The 19784-nt window shown below is 65.9% G+C and carries 18 protein-coding genes and 2 riboswitches; of the genes, 6 read left to right on the top strand and 12 right to left on the bottom strand.

From position 1 onward, the window contains the following. Positions 1-72 precede the first annotated feature (72 nt). The gene (locus AC3FLX_RS11360; RefSeq protein ID WP_488696540.1) at positions 73-2040 is read right to left on the bottom strand and encodes a lytic transglycosylase domain-containing protein; all 1968 of its coding nucleotides are present in this window, start codon (positions 2038-2040) and stop codon (positions 73-75) included. A gap of 101 nt (positions 2041-2141) precedes the next feature. Here AC3FLX_RS11360 and AC3FLX_RS11355 point away from each other — a divergent pair, with 101 nt between their 5' ends. Together AC3FLX_RS11355 and AC3FLX_RS11350 are read left to right on the top strand one after the other, a co-directional pair. Next, complete coding sequence (locus AC3FLX_RS11355; protein ID WP_488696538.1) at positions 2142-2750, top strand: 5-formyltetrahydrofolate cyclo-ligase; 609 nt, start codon at positions 2142-2144, stop codon at positions 2748-2750. An 84-nt stretch (positions 2751-2834) separates the two neighbouring features. Then, complete coding sequence (locus tag AC3FLX_RS11350; RefSeq protein ID WP_488696537.1) at positions 2835-4109, top strand: S1 family peptidase; 1275 nt, start codon at positions 2835-2837, stop codon at positions 4107-4109. 11 nt (positions 4110-4120) lie between these two features. On the opposite strand, the gene AC3FLX_RS11345 is transcribed toward AC3FLX_RS11350, so the two are convergent. The 5 genes from AC3FLX_RS11345 to ahcY all read right to left on the bottom strand — a co-directional run bounded on the left by AC3FLX_RS11345 (position 4121) and on the right by ahcY (position 8127). After that, a complete protein-coding gene (locus AC3FLX_RS11345) occupies positions 4121-4891 on the bottom strand; it encodes a Mut7-C RNAse domain-containing protein (RefSeq protein WP_488696535.1) in 771 nt (256 codons plus the stop codon). A 52-nt stretch (positions 4892-4943) separates the two neighbouring features. After that, positions 4944-5306: a TfoX/Sxy family protein gene (locus AC3FLX_RS11340; protein WP_488696533.1), complete on the bottom strand. Its 363-nt coding sequence runs from the start codon at positions 5304-5306 to the stop codon at positions 4944-4946. A gap of 19 nt (positions 5307-5325) precedes the next feature. Continuing rightward, positions 5326-6156, bottom strand: coding sequence for a methylenetetrahydrofolate reductase [NAD(P)H] (gene metF / locus AC3FLX_RS11335; RefSeq protein WP_488696532.1), 831 nt, complete (start codon positions 6154-6156; stop codon positions 5326-5328). Positions 6157-6200: 44 nt separating this feature from the next. Beyond that, positions 6201-6548: a phage holin family protein gene (locus AC3FLX_RS11330; protein WP_488696530.1), complete on the bottom strand. Its 348-nt coding sequence runs from the start codon at positions 6546-6548 to the stop codon at positions 6201-6203. Positions 6549-6708: 160 nt separating this feature from the next. Then, positions 6709-8127 (bottom strand): adenosylhomocysteinase, encoded by a 1419-nt coding sequence (ahcY, locus tag AC3FLX_RS11325; protein ID WP_488696528.1) that lies wholly within the window; start codon positions 8125-8127, stop codon positions 6709-6711. A 136-nt stretch (positions 8128-8263) separates the two neighbouring features. Continuing rightward, positions 8264-8336: riboswitch (S-adenosyl-L-homocysteine riboswitch) on the bottom strand. Between the two features lie 90 nt (positions 8337-8426). On the opposite strand from ahcY, the gene thiD reads away from it, so the two are divergent. Together thiD and AC3FLX_RS11315 are read left to right on the top strand one after the other, a co-directional pair. Beyond that, positions 8427-9257 carry a bifunctional hydroxymethylpyrimidine kinase/phosphomethylpyrimidine kinase gene (thiD, locus tag AC3FLX_RS11320; protein WP_488696526.1) on the top strand — a complete coding sequence of 277 codons (831 nt, stop codon included), beginning with the start codon at positions 8427-8429 and terminating at the stop codon, positions 9255-9257. A 6-nt stretch (positions 9258-9263) separates the two neighbouring features. Then, on the top strand, positions 9264-9707 hold the full coding sequence (locus tag AC3FLX_RS11315) for a PGDYG domain-containing protein (protein WP_488696524.1): 444 nt from the start codon (positions 9264-9266) through the stop codon (positions 9705-9707). Here AC3FLX_RS11315 and AC3FLX_RS11310 read toward each other — a convergent pair. The 6 genes from AC3FLX_RS11310 to thiC form a co-directional block, all read right to left on the bottom strand. Beyond that, positions 9704-10138 (bottom strand): PaaI family thioesterase, encoded by a 435-nt coding sequence (locus AC3FLX_RS11310; protein ID WP_488696522.1) that lies wholly within the window; start codon positions 10136-10138, stop codon positions 9704-9706. The genes AC3FLX_RS11315 and AC3FLX_RS11310 overlap by 4 nt on opposite strands. A gap of 224 nt (positions 10139-10362) precedes the next feature. After that, entirely contained in the window at positions 10363-11493 is a 1131-nt protein-coding gene (locus tag AC3FLX_RS11305) for a thiamine phosphate synthase (protein ID WP_488696521.1), read from the bottom strand. Beyond that, complete coding sequence (locus AC3FLX_RS11300) at positions 11490-12338, bottom strand: thiazole synthase (RefSeq protein ID WP_488696519.1); 849 nt, start codon at positions 12336-12338, stop codon at positions 11490-11492. Before AC3FLX_RS11300 ends, AC3FLX_RS11305 begins: the two co-directional genes overlap by 4 nt. Positions 12339-12346: 8 nt before the next feature. Then, a complete protein-coding gene (thiS, locus tag AC3FLX_RS11295; RefSeq protein WP_488696517.1) occupies positions 12347-12544 on the bottom strand; it encodes a sulfur carrier protein ThiS in 198 nt (65 codons plus the stop codon). 12 nt (positions 12545-12556) lie between these two features. Further along, positions 12557-13762, bottom strand: a complete 1206-nt coding sequence (locus tag AC3FLX_RS11290; RefSeq protein ID WP_488696515.1) for an FAD-dependent oxidoreductase — start codon at positions 13760-13762, stop codon at positions 12557-12559. A gap of 177 nt (positions 13763-13939) precedes the next feature. Continuing rightward, the gene (gene thiC, locus AC3FLX_RS11285; RefSeq protein WP_488696513.1) at positions 13940-15817 is read right to left on the bottom strand and encodes a phosphomethylpyrimidine synthase ThiC; all 1878 of its coding nucleotides are present in this window, start codon (positions 15815-15817) and stop codon (positions 13940-13942) included. A 125-nt stretch (positions 15818-15942) separates the two neighbouring features. Beyond that, positions 15943-16045, bottom strand: a riboswitch (TPP riboswitch). 240 nt (positions 16046-16285) lie between these two features. Here thiC and AC3FLX_RS11280 point away from each other — a divergent pair. Together AC3FLX_RS11280 and AC3FLX_RS11275 are read left to right on the top strand one after the other, a co-directional pair. Beyond that, entirely contained in the window at positions 16286-17992 is a 1707-nt protein-coding gene (locus AC3FLX_RS11280; protein WP_488696511.1) for an acyl-CoA dehydrogenase family protein, read from the top strand. A 176-nt stretch (positions 17993-18168) separates the two neighbouring features. After that, the gene (locus tag AC3FLX_RS11275; protein ID WP_488696509.1) at positions 18169-19710 is read left to right on the top strand and encodes a methyl-accepting chemotaxis protein; all 1542 of its coding nucleotides are present in this window, start codon (positions 18169-18171) and stop codon (positions 19708-19710) included. Positions 19711-19784 lie beyond the last annotated feature (74 nt).

Here is a 19784-nt window from a genome sequence, read left to right as displayed (position 1 = left end):
GTTTCGTGTGACGCTTGCGTTGATGCAGGCGTGCCGACAGTCACGGAGCCGCCGCCCCGTCCCGATGCAGGGTCAGGGCAGGCTGGTCGTCGTGACCGAGGACGGCGCGACCACCCCAAGCCGGTCTTTCAGCGACTGGGGTCGGCCACTCATCAATGCAGCATAGTACGTAGCGTTGGAAAGCACATTCTTGACATACGTTCGCGTTTCCGTGAACGGAATCGTCTCTGCAAAGATCGCGCCTTCCACGGGCCGCGACAGGCTCGAACGCCACGATTTCGGGCGTCCCGGGCCGGCGTTGTAGCCTGCCGAGGCCAGCGTCCATGAACTATCGAGATCCGTCAGCACCATGCTCATGTAATTTGTGCCGAGCAGGATATTGATGTTCGGATCGCTCATCATCGACGGCGAGAAGTCCGTCATACCGATCTTCTTGGCCACGTACTTGGCCGTGGCCGGCATCACCTGCATCAGTCCATGCGCGCCCGCCGACGAGCGCGCGTTCATGATGAAGCGCGATTCCTGACGGATCAGGCCGTAGGCCCATGCCATGTCCAGGCCCACATCATCGGTGGCACGCTGCATGATGTCGCGATACGGCATCGGGAAGCGCTGTGCGAAATCATGTTCGGCCTTCGTACGGTCCGACGTGTTGACGGTGCGGTCCAGCAGCTCGGCCTTGCGCGCATATTCCGCCGCCGCCAGCAGCTCGCGGTCGGTCATGCCACGCAATTCCCAGTTCCACTCGCGGTTGCCCTCGAAACGCAGGTTCAGGTCGTAGAACTTCTGCGCCCGCACAAACCCGGGGCGCGTGCGCATGGACATGGCTTCGGCGTCGCTGATCGCGGTACGCGCCGGCAGCGCAATACGGTTGCCCAGTTCCTCGCTGGCCAGCTGGCCGTAGAAATTGAACTGGCCGGAGATCGACTGGAATTGCGCCTGCGCATCGGCGGTGCGGCCATCGGCCTTGAGCGCGCGGCCGTACCAGTACGTCCAGGCCGGGTCCTTGGCGCGCAGCTCGGCGCGCATCAGTTCGATCGACTGGCGTACCTGCTTCCAGTCGCCCAGACGCAGCGCGGCGCGCACACGCCATTCCTGCGACTCATCGGACAGCCATTGGTTACCGCCGAGGTCCATCTGGCGGCGGTAATACTGCGCCGCTTCCGGCATCAGCTTCTTGGCGGCGAACTGGCCGACCACACCCCACGCGGCGCCCTGTTCGTCGCGCGAAAGCGTGCCGACGATCGTGCCAAGGTAGGTCGCGGCCTGCGCCGGGTCGTTGCGGGCCATCTTGACCACGGTAGCCAGCGAATCGCCGTCCACGCGGGAATCGGGCACGGTGGCGGCAATCTTGCCAGCCAGCGTCGTGTAGTTCTGCTCCAGGGCCTGACGCGCCTGAAACGCCACGTCGCTGCGCTGAATCTGCTGGCTCTGCGCCAGGTAACCGACCAGGTCCACGCAGCCGTCGCCGTAGTAGCGCGGGTCCACCAGCGTGGCGCGCGCCTCGGCGGCCACGTTCTGGCCCTTCAGTGCCTTCGACAGCAGTGCGTAGCACTCCACCTGCGTGTCGTCCTTCAATACGAACTGCGGATACTGGATGTCGAAATTGGCCCAGTCGCGCTTCTTGCCCAGCACCAGCAGCCAGTCGTTACGCATACGGTCGGCAATGGCCTCGCCCTGGTAGCGCTGCAGGAAGGCGGCAACTTCGGCGTCGGGCGCATCGATGCGCGCCTGGCCGCCGGTGTCGAACATCTGCGGCTTGATGCGGAAATACTCGACGTACGACGGAATCGGGTAGTCGACCAGCGTGGCCGAGATAGCGGCGGCGCGGTCCGCGTCGTTCTTGCGGGCCGCTTCGCGCAGGGCCACGAAGGCATCGTCCGGGTTGGACGGAATAACGGTCTGCGCGGCCGGCTGCTGCGGCGCCGGGCGCGAAGGCGCCGGCTTCTTCTGGGCCAGCGCCGGCGTGGCCAGCAATGCGCCTGCGAATGCCAGCCATGCAATGCGGCCCGCGCGGCGCAGATATACTCCCTTCGGCATGCTTTGCTATCCCTTATGTGTTCGCGCGTGCCCATATCGTAGACGGGCACGCTGTGTTCGTTAGTCTTTGAATGTCTGTTCGCTGGCCATTATTGCACGCCATGCCCCCGACCCAAGCCCCGGACAACGGCCCGGACGCCCGCCAATTCCCAGCCGGCACCGACCGGCGCGCACTGCGGCGCGAACTGCTCGCGCTGCGTGCCGCCCTGCCCGACCGCGCCGCCTCCGATGCATGCATCGACGACGCCCTTGGCCCATTGCTGGAGCGCCTGGGCGTGCGCCGGCTCGGGTTCTACTGGCCGATCCAGCAGGAGTTCGATGCCCGCGCCGCGGTGGCCCGGTGGCTTGCGGGCATGCCGGGCCGTGTGGCGGCCCTGCCAGTCGTCACGGCGCCGGGTACGCCGCTCGACTTCCATTTCTGGACCCCTGACACGGCGATGCGTGCCGGCCACTACGGCATTCCAGTCCCTGACGGCACAGATGCCGTAACGCCCGACGCGCTACTCATTCCCTGTGTCGGTTTCAGCGCCGACAAGTTCCGCCTGGGTTATGGGGGCGGCTTCTATGACCGCACCCTGGCGGCCCTTGCCGGTCAGGGCGCGACGGCGGTGGCCATCGGCATCGGCTTCAGCGCCTGCCAGATTCCGCTTGTTGCGCAAATGCACGACCTGCCGATGGACTGGTTGGTGACGGAGAAAGGGGTGTTGTAAGCTCCCGGAACTGGACGGCCGGGTACGCCGGGATCACAACAACAGACGCCACACCACGGCGCGATCAAAAGAACAAAAAACACCATGCGCAACACAACCTTCGCGGCAGCCACGGGTCTGCTCGCCGTGTACGCCTTGTCGCCTGCTTCCGCCCTGGCACTGGACGCCTCCCAGATGCTGGCCAGGGTGTCTCCCAGCGTCTACACCGTGATGACACTCGGCCCGCAACGCGCACCGCTTGCCACAGGGTCCGCCGTGGTCACCGGGCCAGGCCAGCTCGTCACGGCCTGCCACCTGCTGACTGGCGCCAAGACTGTGATGATCCAGCGCGACAATGTCAGCTACGGCGCGACGCTTGAAGCGCCCGACGTCGAACGCGATATCTGCCTGCTCAAGGTGGCCAATTTCAACGCGCCGCCCGTGGCCATTGCCGCCGGTGCGCCCGCGTTCGGACAGCGCGTGTTCTCGGCCGTCGCCAACGATGAAGGCCGGGTGTCGATGAGCCAGGGCACGGTAGCCGGCCTGCGCGCGGGCGCCGACGGCGGACTCGACCGCATCCAGGCATCGATTGCACCCGCTGCCGGCATGAGCGGCGGCGGCCTGTTCGATGACAGCGGACGACTGGTTGGCGTGCTGACACGTGCCGCGCAGGGCGAAACCCTGACCAGCGCCCTGCCTTCCGCGTGGCTCGCCACGGCTCAGGCACGCAGCGCGAGCGCGCTGGCCAACTACAAGCCGGCTCCGGCGCCCGCCACCGCCCCAACGGTAGCCACCGCCGCGGCAGCGCCGGCCGCCGCCGCTGTGCCGGGCGAATCGCCGCGTGTTGGCGAAACCTGGCGCTACGAGCTGACCGACCGCCTGACCGGCCTCAAGCGTGAGGTCGTCTATCGCGTGGACGGGATCGACGGGGACAAGGTCACCTTCAACCAGGGCGCGCGCGTGGAGTCGCGGGACGGCCGCCTGCAGAAGATCGGCACGGCCATCGGCGGCGAATTCGACAGCATCAGCCCGCCGGGCGGTTGGGTACCCGCCGATCCGCGCGTCGGCATGAGCTGGAAATACAGCTACCGTGCACCGGGCAGCGACGCCAAGACGGAGCTGAACGGCCGCGTGATGGGCGAAACTTCGGTCCGCGTCGGCACCAGCGAGGTCCGCGCGTTGCGTATCGCCTACGAGGGCGGCATGCTGCGTTCGTTCTACGCTGCCGGCGCAACAGGCAGTCTGGTGCACGTACCGTACAAAATCACGGTCTGGTATGCGCCGGAACTGAAGCGGGTGGTTCGTTTCGATGCCACGTTCATCCATCGGTACGACCGTATGGACGAAAGCCTGGTGCTGGTCGAGCACCGCTTCAACTAGCCGTCCCCCAGTCAGCCTGGCGCGCAGTCCGGCGATGTTTCCGGGCCGCGCGTCAGCGCATCCACCAGCTCGCGCATCCGCTTCCAGTGCGAGCCTTCCCAGAACACCCGGCGGCAATGCGGGCAGGTAACGAATCGTTCATGGCGTTCGAACACGCCATCGGGCACGCGGCCGGCCGCATCGGCCTTGTCTATCCGGTGCAGCGGCACGTTGCAGTCGAGGCATAGCGAAAATGGCCTCGCGTTTCGCGCCAGATCCAGCCGCGCAAATATCTCGCGGGCCTGCAGCGACGATTTGAGCGCGCGCACATAGCACCCGTGCGTGATCTCGCGCCGCTTGAGCAGCTCCCGATCGCGCGTCAGCACGATCCGATGTTCGTCAGCCGCAATGCGCGCGATCTCGCTGTCTTCGAAATGATTGTCATAGAGCGTGTCGAATCCGGTCATGCGCAGCAGATGGGCCAGGCCGCCAAGATGGGCGTCGGCGATAAACCGGATGTGTCGCAGCGGGTGCTCACGCACACGTAGCAGCGGCGTGATATCGAGCGATTCGAATTTCGGATAGACGGCGACGCGGTCACCGTCCGCAACGATACGGGCGAATGGTGCCGATTCGCCATTCACGAGGATCAGCTCCACCTCGGTGTGCGGCACACCCAGCGACTCGATCATGTGCTTGACGGTGGAAGCCCGCGCGCAGGGGCACGACAGGTCCCGGCGGCGCTGCGATGGCGCCAGAAAGTCGTTCAGTTCCTCGTAGAAACGGAAGGTGGCGGTGACCATGCGGGCGAGTATGCCACCATCGCGCGCGCCAGTGAAAGGCGCCGGACCGCGCTTACTTCGCGTTGCCCAGCCGCAGCGCGGCTTCCACGGCCATGCGCGCCCACGGCGTCATCGCGCCCGGCGACTCCAGGCAGGCTGCCGGCAGACTCAGGTAGTGACGCATCGTCACTTCGCGCCGCGCGGACTGGTAGCGGAATGGCTCGCTGCCTTCGGCCGCAAACCGGGGCAAGGTGATGTCATCCGCTTTCAGGTAACACTGTCCGCCGCTGACCAGCGCGAACATCAGGCCGTCATAGAACAACCCGTGCCCGCCAAACATTCGCTTGGCCGTCACCGGGCCAATGCCGGCCGCCAGCGGCCCCATCAGTTCAAGCAGATGCTCGATGAAAGGATCGGGGCGGCGCGCGGCGGGCATCGTACCTTTACGTTCTCTTTTACAGCTTCAGGCGTTGCCAGATCGCCTTGGTGGCCGACGCCGTGTTCAGCGTGTAGAAATGCAGGCCCGGCACGCCGGCTTCGAGCAGGCGTTCGCACAGGCCGGTCACCACGTCCAGACCGAACGCGCGGATCGATTCCTTGTCGTCGCCAAACGATTCAAGCCGCTTTGCCACCCAGCGCGGCACTTCCGCCCCGCACATCTCGGAAAAGCGCATCAGCTGCGAATGGTTCGTGATCGGCATGATGCCCGGCACGATGGGCACCTCGACGCCCATCGCGCGCACGTCGTCGACAAAGCGGAAGTAAGCGTCGGCGTTGAAGAAATACTGCGTGATGGCCGAGTTTGCGCCGGCCTTCACCTTGCGTACGAAGTTATCGAGGTCGTGGCGTGGCGAGCGGGCCTGCGGATGGTATTCGGGGTAGGCCGCCACTTCGATATTGAACCAGTCACCGGTTTCCGCGCGGATGAACTCCACCAGTTCATTGGCGTAGCGGAACTCGCCGATTTCCCCCATGCCCGACGGCATATCGCCGCGCAGCGCGACGATATGGCGGATGCCGTTGTCACGATACGTCTTCAGGATATTGCGAATGCTCTCGCGCGAGGACCCCACGCACGACAGGTGCGGCGCGGCCTCGATGCCTTCGCGCTGGATTTCCAGCACGGCGTCCAGCGTGCCCTGCTGCGTGGTGCCGCCGGCACCGAACGTTACCGAAATGTACTTCGGCTGCAGCGGCGCCAGCTGCGCGCGCGTGTTGCGCAGTTTCTCGGCGCCTTCCGCCGTCTTGGGCGGGAAGAATTCGAAGCTGTAGTAGCGATCAGTCATGGTTGGCACGCCGCGCGGCGGCGCCCCGTAAAAGTCATTCGCGCTTAGTTGCGCTCTCCCAGCAACACGCTGGCAAGAATCGTCGAAATCACGCTATAGAGGATGGACCCAAGCAGCGCAGCGCCAAATCCCTGCACGACGAACCCCTGCAGGAGATTGCCGACAAACAGGAACAGCAGCGCGTTGATGACGAAGATGAACAGGCCCAGCGTCAGCAGCGTGACCGGCAACGTCAGGATCACCAGGATCGGCCGGATCAGCGTATTGACCAGGCCCAGCACCAGCGCCGCGACCATCGCGGAGCCAAAGCCCCCGAGTTCGATACCGCTGAGCAGGTAGCTCACCAGAAACAATGAAGCGGCGTTGATAATCCACACGGCCAACAGTCGCATTGGAAACTCCTTCTTCTTGTTTGGATGACATCGATGCCGCGCGCAACCTGGCAAGGCCAGGCGCGCGCGGCCGGCTCAACACCCTCTCCCCCGTCCCACTCCCGCGCGGGAGTGGGACAAAGCCACGGGGAAATATCCGAGAGGGATCAGTAGCGGTGCATCAATAGCGGTAGTGGTCGGCCTTGTACGGGCCTTCCTTCTTCACGCCGATGTAGGCCGCCTGCTGCTCGGTCAACTGGGTCAGTTGCGCGTTCAGCTTCCTCAGCTGCAGGCGCGCCACCTTTTCGTCCAGGTGCTTCGGCAGCGTGTACACGCCAACCGGGTACTTGCCGCTGTCACGCTCGGCCCACAGTTCGATCTGCGCGATCGTCTGGTTGGCGAACGAGCTGCTCATCACGTACGACGGGTGGCCCGTGGCGCAGCCCAGGTTCACCAGGCGGCCCTTGGCCAGGATGATGATCTTCTTGCCGTCCGGGAACTTGACGTGGTCAACCTGCGGCTTGATCTCGTCCCATTCGTACTTCTCGATCGACGCGATGTCGATTTCGTTGTCGAAGTGGCCGATGTTGCAGACGATGGCCTGGTCCTTCATCTTGGCCATGTGGTCGTGCGTGATCACGTGGTAGTTGCCGGTGCAGGTCACGAAGATGTCGCCGTGCTCGGCGGCGTAGTCCATCGTCACCACGCGGTAGCCTTCCATCGCGGCCTGCAGGGCGCAGATCGGGTCGATTTCGGTGACCCACACCTGGGCCGACAGCGCGCGCAGGGCCTGGGCGCTGCCCTTGCCCACGTCGCCGTAGCCGGCAACCACGGCGATCTTGCCGGCGATCATCACGTCGGTGGCGCGCTTGATGCCATCGACCAGCGATTCACGGCAGCCGTACAGATTGTCGAACTTGCTCTTGGTGACCGAATCGTTCACGTTGATGGCCGGGAACTTCAGTTCGCCGCGCTGTGCCATCTGATACAGGCGGTGCACGCCCGTGGTGGTTTCCTCGGTCACGCCACGAATGGCGGCCAGGTTACGGCTGTACCAGGTGGCGTCCTTGGCCAGCTTTTCCTTGATCGCGGCGAACAGGAAGGTTTCTTCTTCGCTCGTGGGCTTGCTGATGAGCGACGCATCCTTTTCGGCACGGGCGCCCAGGTGCAGCAGCAGCGTGGCGTCACCGCCGTCGTCCAGGATCATGTTCGGCGTGCCGCCGTCGGCCCAGTCGAAAATGCGGTGCGTGAAGTCCCAGTATTCCTTCAGCGACTCGCCCTTGAACGCGAACACCGGCGTACCCGATGCAGCGATGGCGGCGGCGGCGTGGTCCTGGGTCGAGAAGATGTTGCACGAGGCCCAGCGCACGTCGGCGCCCAGTGCCTTCAGCGTTTCGATCAGCACGGCGGTCTGAATCGTCATGTGCAGCGAGCCGGCGATGCGCGCGCCCTTGAGCGGCTGCGCGGCGGCAAATTCGTCACGGATCGCCATCAGGCCCGGCATTTCGGTTTCGGCGATGGCGATTTCCTTGCGGCCCCAGCCAGCCAGGCCGATGTCGGCGATCAGGTAATCCTGCTTCAGGTCAGTCACAGCGTTCATGAGTCACTCCGGTGTAAGAGTGGCACGCATGGGACGAGAGGATGTATTCAGACCGCGCCATGCAGCGGCCTCCGATGAAGGCCATGACGGACATGACGGGCAGACAGGTCGACTCGCGCCCCGTGCGAAAACCACGGAACAGCGAGCGCCGTTGAGACATTCCGAGCCTGGCGGATGACAAGGCATCCGTTGCAACGCTCCTCGGAGTGGCGGTATTGTAGCGTGCCTGTTCTCCTGCGGCGGGCTGAAATGCCAGATTTTTTCCCGCTATTTTGTTTCCGACTGTTCCCGCCCTGCACATGCTCCCCACGCCACCCCGCACCCTGACCATCGCCGGCTCCGACTCCGGTGGCGGCGCCGGCATTCAGGCGGACCTGAAGACGTTTGCCGCGCTCGGCTGCTTTGGCATGAGCGCGATCACGGCCATCACGGCCCAGAACACGCTCGGTGTCACCGGCGTGCACGCCATTCCCGCGGACATGGTGGCCGCCCAGATCGACGCCGTAGCCAGCGATATCGGCGTGGATGCGGCCAAGACCGGCATGCTGGGCACGGCCGCCATCGTCGAGGCCGTGGCCGGCGCGGTGGACCGTCATGCCATCCGCAAGCTGGTGGTGGACCCGGTCATGATCTCCACCTCCGGCGCCACGCTGTCCGACGACGCGACGAGCCAGGCGATGGTGAAGCTGCTGTTTCCGCGCGCCATGCTGGTCACGCCCAATCTGCCCGAGGCGTCGTACCTGCTCGGCCGCCGCATCACGCGCCGCGCGGAAATGGAAGCTGCGGCGGCCGAGCTGCTGGCGATGGGTTGCCAGGCCGTGCTGCTCAAGGGCGGGCATCTGGAGGACGACGGCCCCGGCGCGAAGGGACTGGACGACCTGCTGATGCTGGCCGACGGTACCGTGCGCGTGTTCACGCATCCGCGCATCGACACCCCGAACCTGCATGGCACCGGCTGCACGCTGGCCGCGGCCATCACGTCACAACTGGCTCGCGGCGACGCGCTGCCAGATGCCGTGGGTACCGCGCTCGACTACGTGGCTCATGCCATTGCCGCCGGCGCGCAACTACGCTTCGGTGCCGGCAACGGCCCGCTCAATCACAGCTTCGCCCCGCGCCCCCTGGGCTGACCCGACATGGAAACACTGAAGGATATCGACCTGCGCGACGACCCCGCCGCGCGCTGGTACGTCAAGGATGAAACCGTGCAGGTGTTGTTCGCCGCCGAGCCGGGCGAACTGATCAGCCGCGAGGGGCCGAACCGCTATCAGCGCGCCGACGCCATCGTGACCGGCGCCACCGGCGACCGCTGGGTGGTGTCGCGCGAACGGTTCGATGCGCGCTACGTGGCGCAGGGGCCGCTGACGCATGGCGAATCGGGGCCATATCGCAACAAGCCCGTGCCGGTGCTGGTGAAGGAAATGCCAGATGCCTTCGCGATCGAACGGTCGGCGGGCGGGGATGTGCTGACGGGCAAGCCCGGCGACTGGCTGATGCAATACGCGCCCGGTGACTATGGCATCACCGAGCGCGCAAGATTTCTGGCGGTCTATCGACCTGCGGAAGGCCCCAAGGCTTAATTGCCGCCGACCAGCTGCACCAGCTTGAACGACGCGCGGGCCACGCAGCAGACCGTGCCCGATGCGTCGCGGGCCTCGCCTTCGCAGAAGGCGATCTTGTTGCCACGGCGCATGGTGCGAGCCTCGAACGTCAGCTCGCCGCGCGCGGCGGCCAGGAAATGCGTGGACATGTCGATCGTGATCACGCCCACGTCGAGCGGCGCATGCGAGCGCGCGGCGCCACTCAGCGTGAAGTCGAGCACCGCCATCAGCGTGCCGCCGTGCACATCGCCACGGCTGTTCACCACATTCGGATTGGCCGGCAGGCGGGTGCGGCACAGGCCCTCCTCCATATGCACCGGCTGCAGGCCCAGCAGGCGCATCAGCGGAATCTCGATACCGAAATAGGGCTTGTCGGGGGTGCCGGGTGCGGCGGGGATGATCTCGTTCACTGCTGTTTCCTCTCGTGCGGGTTCCGTATGGCGGAACCTCGATCCTTTTTCCGTTGGAACAGAGAGGATATGCGGATTGAACGCGGGGTGGCTAGCGGGGTGGCCGGTTAGCGCCCAAACTGAATGGGGTGGTATCGCGCCGCCCTCTCCCGGGAGGCGGGAGAGGGGCGGGAAATGGTCAAACCGTTCAATTGCCCGGCAGTTGCCCGGCCGTCGGCCGGCGGTCAGCCAAACAGCGCGTGTAGCCCGTCAACGGCGGCCGGCACGTCACCCGCCTCGGTAATCGCCCGCACCACGGCCGCGCTGCCCACGCCAACATCGAGCACTTCGCGCATGTTGCCGGCGTTCACGCCGCCGATACCCACCAGTGACGGAATCACCGGCTGCATCAGCTTCACGTACGACTGGAAGCGGCCCATGCCCTGCGGCTGGGTCGGCATGATCTTGGTCGTGGTCGGGAAGATCGCGCCGAGCGCCAGGTAGCTGGGCCGGATCGCCGCCACGCGCAGCATCTCCGCGTAGCCGTGCGTCGACACGCCAAGGCGCAGGCCAGACGCGCGAATGGCATCGAGATCCGCTTCGTCCAGATCTTCCTGTCCGAGGTGGATGCCGTAGATACCGCTGTCACCGCCGCAGGCCGCGTGGTGATCGATGGCCACGCGCCAGTGGTCGTTGATGAACAGGCGCGATGCCGAACCCTTTGCGGCATTGGCTGCGCGTACCACTTCAGCCTTCACAGCGGCCGCGTCATCGGACTTGAAGCGCAGCTGCACGGTGGGCACCTTGAGCGGCACGAGCTTTTCGATCCATTCGGCGGTGGGCATCACGGCATACAGGCCAAGCCCGGGCGGGCACGGCGCAAAGGCCGGCACCGGCTGGTCGGGCGACACCAGCGCGGCATGCCGCACACGCGGAAAGCGCGTGAAGTCCGCCGGCCATGCCGTGGTGGCGGGCTGCCAGGCACGCGCGATGCACAGCGCGTCATGCGCCGGGAAGTGAAGCGACAGCGCGGCGCACAAGACGGCCACAAAGGCCGGCGAATGCGCGGTGTCACCCTCGGCGTGGGACTCCAGCACCCAGGTGCCCATCGGCGAGCGTACGGTGTCGATCCAGCGGCCGCCTTCGCGCTCCGATTTGATCAGCACCGCATTGGCGGCGACCACGCGGTCGATCGCATCGGGCGTGGCTTCGCCATCGAACAACACCACGTCATGGCGGCTCAACGTGGCGGGCGCATTGGCCAGCGGCCATGCCTGCCACGGTGTCTCGTCGCGTCCGAACATCGCCGCGTAACGCTTGAGCAAATCGTCGAACAGTGCGGCATCGATGGCCGCGGCAACGCCTTGTCGCGTCATGCGCGGTCCTCCGCGCCTTCGGCGTGCCAGAACGGCATGCCGACCACCGGCGTGCTGGCCTGCGCCACTTCGCGCTCGGGCATCGGGCCAGCCAGGTACGCGGTACGGCCGGCGTCCACGGCCAGCGCAAACGCACGCGCCATGTTCACCGGATACGCGGCCTGAGCCACGGCAGTGTTGAGCAGCACGCCGTCGTAGCCCCATTCCAGCACCTGCGCCGCATGCGACGGGAGGCCCAGGCCGGCATCGACGATCAGCGGCGTATCGGGCAGGCGGTCGCGCAGCGTGCGCATGGCGTGCGGATTCACGGCGCCACGGCCCGTGCCGATCGGCGCGGCCCACGGCATCAGTGCCTGGCAGCCGACGTCGAGCAGGCGGCGGCACAGCACCAGGTCCTCGGTGCAGTACGGCAGCACCTTGAAGCCTTCCTTGATCAGCGTCTCGGCCACGGCCGGCAGGTTCAGCGTATCGGGCTGCAGCGTGTAGTCGTCGCCGATCAGCTCCAGCTTGATCCAGTCGGTCTCGAATACCTCGCGCGCCATCATCGCCGTATTGATGACTTCCTGAGCCGTGAAGCAACCGGCGGTGTTCGGCAGCACCGGCACGCCCAGCGTGCGCAGCATCTGCCAGAAGGTGTCGCCACCGAGCGTCTGGCCGTCACCACTGCCGACGGCGGTCTGGCGGCGCAGCGCCACGGTGATCATGGCCGGGCGCGATGCCTCCACGGCTGCCTGCAGCGTGGCAGGCGACGGATAGCGCGCGGTGCCCAGCAGCAGGCGCGAGTTGAAGGATTCGCCGTAGAGCACGAACGGATCGCGCAACGTTTCAGTCGGTTCGAATGTCATAACAGTGCTTAGCCTCCCGTTACGGGTTGCACAAGGTCAATCTGATCGCCTGCATTGAGCGTGGTGGCTGCATGCGCCGCACGCGGGACAAACTGGCCGTTCACCGCGGCCGCGAACGGCGGCGCGATGGCCGCTGCCGTCACGGCATCCGCCAGCGTGGCGGCGTCCGACAGCTCCAGCGGTTGGCCATTGAGCAGGATTTGCATGGTGTGTTCTGGTTAATGCAGCGTGCCGCCGGAATCGGCCAGCGCGTCACGCGAACTTTCGGCGGGTTCCCGCACGGCATCGATCATGCCGGGCCAGCGCAGCGCGGCGGGTACCGCGTGCGCCGCGGGGTCGCCGTTCAGCATCGCGCGCACCACGTGGCATGCGGCCTCGGTCACGGCCGGCGCGATCAGCCATCCGTGCCGATACAGGCCGTTCACGCGCACCACACGCGATTGCTGGTCCACGCGGATTGCGGGCAGGTGGTCGGGGCGTGTCGGGCGGCGCTGCACGTTCAGTTCCAGCACGCGCGCCTCACCGAACGCGGGATGCAGCGAATGGGCCGCCGAGAGCAGTTCCAGCGCCGAGCGCACGCTCATCGGCGAGTCGTCCTCGCTTTCGATTTCGGTAGCGCCGATCACGTACAGGTCATTCGGCTTCGGCGCGATGTAGATCGGGTAGCGCGGATGCAGCAGACGCACCGGGCGATGCAGCTTCACGTCCGGCGCATGCACGCGCACCACCTCGCCGCGCAGGCCGCGCAAACCCGGCAGTGTCTGGCCTTGCGCACCGGCATCGGTCCACGCGGCGCGCGCGCCCAGGCCACGGCAATCGAGCACCACGCCGGCCTGGATGCCTAGCGCGGGCAGCGCGGCGGCATCGATCTCGCCCGCTTCCCAGACGCAATGCAACCCTTCCTCGATGGCGCATGAAAGCAGCGCGCGCATGGCACCACGGTTATCGAGCTGTCCTTCACCCTGCAGCAGCAGGCCCTGTGGAAAGCGGCCGGTCAGCGCTGGCTCCAGTTGTCCCACGCCATTGCCGTCGAGCGCGCGCAGGCGCGCCTGCACCAGGTCGGGAGGCGCCACGGCGCGCATGCGGCCGGTGAACAGCGACACCTCGCTACGGTCTTGCGCGTGCCAGACCACCAGCGTGCCATCCTCCTGAAAGAACACGGGCTCGGGCAGTTCCTGAATCCAGGTGCGCCACAGGTCGACGCTCGCGATGCCAAGATCGACGATGCGTCGTTCGGCGATGGCCGATTCGGCCAGCGGCGCGAGCATGGCCGCGGCTACATGCGCGGCGGAGCCGCTGCCATCGGGGCCGCCACGCTCCACCAGCGCCACGCGGGCGCCCGCGCGCACCAGTTGCCAGGCGGATAAACGCCCGGCCAGGCCGGCGCCGAGGATGGCGACATCGAAGGACTGTACTGCTGTCATGGGCTTGTATGCCGGCGGCGTTGGCAAAGAAGTTGCGCCGACCGGCCTCCAGTTGGGTGAATACCGCCGCGCCGCGTGGGGGCGCCGCGCGCGGGACTCTGGGTACTACGTGCTACGGGTACTGCCGGGCGGCGTCCCAGCGGAGCGCCGCCCGTCCTGCAAGACAACGTTTGTGGCTTACGAGTAGATCTTCGCGCCGGACTTCACGAACTCGATCGACTTTTCTTCCATGCCTTTCTGCGCGTCCGGCAGCGATGCCGCGTAATCGCGCACTTCCTGCGTGATCTTCATCGAGCAGAACTTCGGACCGCACATCGAGCAGAAGTGAGCGATCTTCGCGCCTTCCGCCGGCAGCGTGGCATCGTGGAACGAACGCGCGCGCTCGGGATCGAGGCCAAGGTTGAACTGGTCTTCCCAGCGGAACTCGAAGCGCGCCTTGGACAGCGCGTTGTCGCGCAGCTGAGCGCCGGGCCAGCCCTTGGCCAGGTCGGCGGCATGGGCGGCAATCTTGTACGTGATGATGCCCTCGCGGACGTCTTCCTTGTCCGGCAAGCCCAGGTGCTCCTTCGGCGTGACATAGCACAGCATGGCCGTGCCCATCCAGCCGATGTTGGCGGCACCGATGCCGCTGGTGATGTGGTCGTAGCCCGGCGCGATGTCGGTGACCAGCGGTCCCAGCGTGTAGAACGGGGCTTCGTAGCAGTGCTTCAGTTCCTCGTCCATGTTGGCCTGAATGCGCTGCAGCGGCACGTGGCCCGGGCCTTCGATCATGACCTGGACGTCGTGCTCCCAGGCCTTGGCCGTCAGCTCGCCCAGCGTGCGCAGTTCGCCGAACTGGGCGTCGTCGTTCGAATCGGCGATGCAACCCGGACGCAGGCCATCACCAAGGCTGAACGACACGTCGTACGCCTTCATGATTTCGCAGATCTCGTCGAAGTGCGTGTACAGGAAGTTTTCCTTGTGATGCGCCAGACACCACTTGGCCATGATCGAACCACCGCGCGAGACGATGCCGGTCACGCGGTCGGCCGTCATCGGCACGTAGCGCAGCAGCACGCCGGCGTGGATCGTGAAGTAGTCCACGCCCTGCTCGGCCTGCTCGATCAGCGTGTCGCGGAACATTTCCCACGTCAGGTCCTCGGCGATGCCGCCGGTCTTGTCCAGCGCCTGGTAGATCGGCACCGTACCGATGGGTACCGGCGAGTTGCGCAGGATCCATTCACGCGTTTCGTGGATGTGCTTGCCGGTGGACAGGTCCATGATGGTGTCGGCGCCCCAGCGGATCGACCACACCATCTTTTCCACTTCCTCGGCCAGCGACGACGTCACCGCCGAATTGCCCAGGTTGCCGTTGATCTTCACGCGGAAGTTGCGGCCGATAGCCATCGGCTCCAGTTCCGTGTGGTTGATGTTGGCGGGGATGATCGCGCGGCCGGCGGCAATTTCGCGGCGCACGAATTCCGGCGTCATGTCTTCCGGACGCAGCGGCAGCGCGGCACCCAGCGCATTGCCGGGGTGCTGGCGCAGCAGCGCCTTGTATTCGGGCTTGTCGTACAGCGCCTGCAGGTTCAGCGACTCGCGCAGCGCCACGTATTCCATTTCGGGCGTGATGATGCCGCGACGCGCATAGTGCATCTGCGACACATTCGCACCGGCCTTGGCGCGGCGCGGATTCGTCAGCTGGGCAAAGCGCAGGTGCGCGGTAGCCGGATCGTTGGCGCGGGCCAGGCCGTATTCCGACGACAGGCCCGTCAGCACCTCGGTGTCGTTGCGCTCTTCGATCCACTTGGCGCGCACGTGCGGCAGGCCTGCCTTCAGGTCGATATGCACGTCGGGATCGCTGTACGGACCCGAGGTGTCGTAGACGGGAATCGGCGGGTTCGCCATCTCGCCCTTATCGGTGCGCGTGGCGGTTTGCAGAATCGTGCGCAACGGCACGCGGATGTCCGGGCGGCTGCCGGTCAGGTAGGTCTTGCTGGAAGCCGGGTAGGCAAATTTCTGGTCGAGATCGCTTTCCAGCGATTCAAACGAAGCGGCGGGGGCAGTACGGGCCATAGTGTCGTCCTCTCTCTTGCGGGGATGGACGAAACCAGGAGCCCTGTGAGACCGGCTGCGCGCGGCATGGCCGGCGGCGGCGTCCCGTTGCGAAAACTGGCGGATCTTCCGCGGGACTAGAGCAATTCGGTTTTTGTGAAACTTCCCACGCCGGTACTAGCCGGATCGGGTTCGAAGGGACTCTCTCAGCGCGCCCGGCCCATCCGGACGGCACCCCTGTTTCATCCAACGGGGTGAATTTAAGCACAAGCCACCCCCCTGCGCCACCCGAAATTTTGTTGCGGCTGCCGTGCGTCACAGTATCGGAATCTTGTTGCTCCGCAGCACGATGCCGGCAAATGCCGGCCAGGCGGCGTGTCTGGCGAGGGATTACGCGGGAGTTGCTCGGGTATTGCGAACGTGGAAGTTGCCGTACCATGCCCGCAACCCGCCGAAGTGCCGAATCGCATTGCCGCCACAGGAGATGCCATGACCGCCACATCCGCCGCCGATACCGGCGTGAGCCAGACCAGTCAGGACGCCGCGCAAACCCACAGTGTGTTCAACCAGGTGCCCGACCTGGCCCATTACAACCTGTTCGCGTCGGACCCTGGCCTGCGCGCCGCACTGGATCGCCTTGGTGGCGGCTGGCATGCCGGGCAGCTCTCCGCCTTTGGATCGCGGCTGGGAGACCCCGAAGTCCAGGCCTGGGCGGCCGATGCCAACCGTCTCACCCCTGAACTGCACACGCACAGCCGCACGGGCGAACGGATCGACGAGGTGCGGTTTCATCCCGCATGGCACCACCTGCTCGCGTTGCTGCGCAGCCAGCAACTGCAAGCCCTGCCCTTTGCGCAACCGCGTGCGGGCGCATGGGCCGCGCGTACGGTCGGCTATTTCCTGCAGGCCCAGGTGGAATCCGGCTCGCTGTGCCCGACCACGATGACGCTGGCCAGCATTCCGGTGCTCAGCAAGGAGCCCGCGCTGTACCGCGATCTCGAAGCGCGCCTGTTTTCCACGGAGCACGATGCCCGCGACCTGCCCTGGCGCGACAAGACCGCCGTGATGATCGGCATGGGCATGACCGAAAAGCAGGGTGGGTCCGACGTGCGCGCAAACACCACCGTGGCCATGCCGGTACGCGGCGAAGGGCGCGGGGCCGAATATGCGCTGACCGGCCACAAGTGGTTCTTCTCCGCGCCGATGTGCGATGCGCATCTGGTGGTGGCGCGCATGGGCGCGGCCGATGGTCCGCTGTCGTGCTTCTTCGTGCCGCGTTTCCGCGACGACGGCAGCAAGAACCCGATCCTGATCCAGCGGCTCAAGGACAAGCTCGGCAACCGCTCGAATTCCAGCAGCGAGGTGGAATTCCGCGGCGCCACGGGCATCCTGATCGGTGAGGAAGGCCGCGGCATTCCCACGATCATCGAAATGGCCACCAACACGCGGCTCGACTGCGTCATCGGCAGCGCCGCGCTGCTGCGCGCGGCGCTGGTGCAGGCGCTGCATCACGCGCGCCATCGCATGGCGTTCGGCCGTCTGCTGGCCGACCAGCCGCTGATGCGCAATGTGCTGGCCGACCTGGCTCTGGAGTCCGATGCCGCCACGCAGACGATGATGGCGCTGGCCCACGCCTTCGAGCATGCCGACGACGATCCGCTCGCCGCCGCCTGGAAGCGGGTGATGACACCGGCGGCAAAGTTCTGGATCTGCAAGCGCGCCCTCGAAGCCACTGGCGAGGCGATGGAAGTATGGGGCGGCAACGGTTATGTCGAAGAAGGCCCGATGGCGCGGCTGTACCGCGAGGCGCCGGTCAATTCGATCTGGGAAGGCTCGGGCAACATCATGTGCCTGGACGTGCTGCGCGCGCTGCAGCGCAATCCCGACGATGGCGCGCGCATCCTCCAGGATCTGGCGCGCCTTTCCAACGGCCATGCAGCGGCGCGCGCGGAACTGGCATCGCTGCAGGCCATGCTGCATGGCCCCGCCGATGCGCTCGAAGCCAACGCGCGCCGCTTTGCGCAAGGCCTGGTGCTGACCGCGCAGGCGGCGCTGATGATTGCGCATGCCGACCCGGAGTCCGCCGAACACTTCGTTGCCAGCCGCCTGGGCCGCCAGCATGGTCGCGTGTTCGGTACGCTGGATGCCGATAGCGTCACTCTTGGCCGTATCGCGGCGCGTACCTGGCCGGCCTGAAAAGCCGACCGTGCGGACATCGCACATTGCTTGGAGTGGAGTCGAATCCCCACCTTCAGGGGATAGCTCCCCTGCCGTAAACGTTGTGGCGACGGGCTGTGTGGCCCGCCAGCGAAAGCCAACAAGTCGTCACAACGGACGGTCCACGCCAAGCAACGTGGCCGCCAAGCCACCCCATGAATATCAGCAAACGTCTGCTTCTTACGCTGTCCCTCGCATTGATCGCCCTTCTCTTCGTTGGCCTAGGCGGTATCTGGCAACTATCCAAGGCGGAAGACCGATTCGAATACTTCAACGACAACACGCTGGCCAGCGTGCGTGACCTCAACACGGCCAGCAATGCGTTCGCCATGACGCGCGTTGCCCTGTATCGCCACGCCCTGGCCGAGGACAAGGCTGCCCAGGCCGACGCCGACGCGGCGCTTGAAAAGTCGATCAAGCGTTTCGACGACCTGATGGCCAAGTACGAGCGCGAGGACATCTCCGACGATACCGATCGCAAGCTGCTCGAAGCCGATCGCGCGGCGGCCCAGCGCTTCCGCGAACTGATTCCGGCCTTCCTCGAACGCTCGCGCGCCGATGACCGGGCGGCCACGCAGCAGATGCTGACCTCGGGCGAACTGAACAAGTCGTCGAGCACGGTACGCAAGGCCCTGGACGAGCACCTTGAATACAACACGAAGCTTGGCGAGCAGGCCGTGGCCTACAACAAGGACCAGTACCACTTGTCCGTGCGCGTCTTCACGATCGTGATCGTGGTCGCCGTGGCACTGACCGCCTTCCTGGCCTTCGGCCTGTACCGGCGTATCCGCGGCAGCCTTGACGAGATCCAGGGCACGCTGGAACACGTCAGCAAGACGCTGGACCTGGATCACCGCGCGCCGGTGGATCGTCTCGACGAAATCGGCCTGACCGCGCGGTCGTTCAACGAACTGATCGAGCGCGTGGCGGGCACGCTGCGCGAAGTGCGCCGCTCCACCGATTCGGTCAGCGTGGCCGCCGCGCAGATCGCCGCTGGCAACGTCGACCTGTCCTCGCGCACCGAGGAACAAGCCGCGTCGCTGGAAGAAACGGCATCGAGCATGGAACAGCTCACCGCCACGGTGCGCCAGAACGCCGAGAACGCGCGCCAGGCTTCGACGCTGGCATCGAACGCGGCGCTCGTGGCCGACGAAGGTAACCACTCGGTCCAGCAGATGGTGGGGACGATGGGCGCCATCAGCAGCAGCTCCGAGCGCATTGCCGAAATCACGAACCTGATCGAAGGTATCGCGTTCCAGACCAACATCCTGGCGCTGAACGCGGCCGTGGAAGCGGCGCGCGCCGGTGAACAGGGTCGCGGCTTTGCCGTGGTGGCCGGTGAGGTGCGCAGCCTGGCGCAGCGTTCGTCGAGCGCGGCCAAGGAAATCAAGGAACTGATCGAGGCATCGGTCGACACGGTGCGCACCGGCTCCGGTCAGGCCGAGGAAGTCGGCAAGACGATGACCGACATCCGCCAGGCCGTGAAGCGCGTGTCCGACATCATCGGAGAAATCTCCGCGGCCTCGCAGGAGCAGAGCGCCGGTATCGAGCAGGTGGGCCACGCCGTGGGCCAGATGGACCAGGTCACGCAACAGAACGCCGCCCTGGTGGAAGAAGCCGCCGCCGCCGCGCAATCGCTGGACGAACAGGCCGGCCGCCTGCGCGACATGGTGGGGCAGTTCCAGATGCGCGGATAAGCTGCCGCGCGTGTTGTGTGTCGTGTGTTGTGTGTTGTGTTTGCTCCCTCTCGCCACATGGAGGCAGAGGGAGC

It is taken from the genome of Cupriavidus sp. 291-E7 (genome assembly GCF_057798835.1).
This window is presented reverse-complemented; position numbering and strand designations above follow the sequence as displayed.

What these genes read in the sequence shown, in the direction of transcription:
- AC3FLX_RS11280 (WP_488696511.1), top strand. Translation starts at nt 16,286, where the DNA reads ATGACCGCCACATCCGCCGCCGATACCGGCGTGAGCCAGACCAGTCAG.
- AC3FLX_RS11355 (WP_488696538.1), top strand. Translation starts at nt 2,142, where the DNA reads ATGCCCCCGACCCAAGCCCCGGACAACGGCCCGGACGCCCGCCAATTC.
- AC3FLX_RS11300 (WP_488696519.1), bottom strand. Translation starts at nt 12,338, where the DNA reads ATGACATTCGAACCGACTGAAACGTTGCGCGATCCGTTCGTGCTCTAC.
- AC3FLX_RS11305 (WP_488696521.1), bottom strand. Translation starts at nt 11,493, where the DNA reads ATGACGCGACAAGGCGTTGCCGCGGCCATCGATGCCGCACTGTTCGAC.
- thiS (WP_488696517.1), bottom strand. Translation starts at nt 12,544, where the DNA reads ATGCAAATCCTGCTCAATGGCCAACCGCTGGAGCTGTCGGACGCCGCC.
- AC3FLX_RS11350 (WP_488696537.1), top strand. Translation starts at nt 2,835, where the DNA reads ATGCGCAACACAACCTTCGCGGCAGCCACGGGTCTGCTCGCCGTGTAC.
- metF (WP_488696532.1), bottom strand. Translation starts at nt 6,156, where the DNA reads ATGACTGATCGCTACTACAGCTTCGAATTCTTCCCGCCCAAGACGGCG.
- AC3FLX_RS11340 (WP_488696533.1), bottom strand. Translation starts at nt 5,306, where the DNA reads ATGCCCGCCGCGCGCCGCCCCGATCCTTTCATCGAGCATCTGCTTGAA.
- AC3FLX_RS11290 (WP_488696515.1), bottom strand. Translation starts at nt 13,762, where the DNA reads ATGACAGCAGTACAGTCCTTCGATGTCGCCATCCTCGGCGCCGGCCTG.
- AC3FLX_RS11275 (WP_488696509.1), top strand. Translation starts at nt 18,169, where the DNA reads ATGAATATCAGCAAACGTCTGCTTCTTACGCTGTCCCTCGCATTGATC.
- thiD (WP_488696526.1), top strand. Translation starts at nt 8,427, where the DNA reads ATGCTCCCCACGCCACCCCGCACCCTGACCATCGCCGGCTCCGACTCC.
- AC3FLX_RS11360 (WP_488696540.1), bottom strand. Translation starts at nt 2,040, where the DNA reads ATGCCGAAGGGAGTATATCTGCGCCGCGCGGGCCGCATTGCATGGCTG.
- AC3FLX_RS11345 (WP_488696535.1), bottom strand. Translation starts at nt 4,891, where the DNA reads ATGGTCACCGCCACCTTCCGTTTCTACGAGGAACTGAACGACTTTCTG.
- thiC (WP_488696513.1), bottom strand. Translation starts at nt 15,817, where the DNA reads ATGGCCCGTACTGCCCCCGCCGCTTCGTTTGAATCGCTGGAAAGCGAT.
- AC3FLX_RS11315 (WP_488696524.1), top strand. Translation starts at nt 9,264, where the DNA reads ATGGAAACACTGAAGGATATCGACCTGCGCGACGACCCCGCCGCGCGC.
- AC3FLX_RS11330 (WP_488696530.1), bottom strand. Translation starts at nt 6,548, where the DNA reads ATGCGACTGTTGGCCGTGTGGATTATCAACGCCGCTTCATTGTTTCTG.
- ahcY (WP_488696528.1), bottom strand. Translation starts at nt 8,127, where the DNA reads ATGAACGCTGTGACTGACCTGAAGCAGGATTACCTGATCGCCGACATC.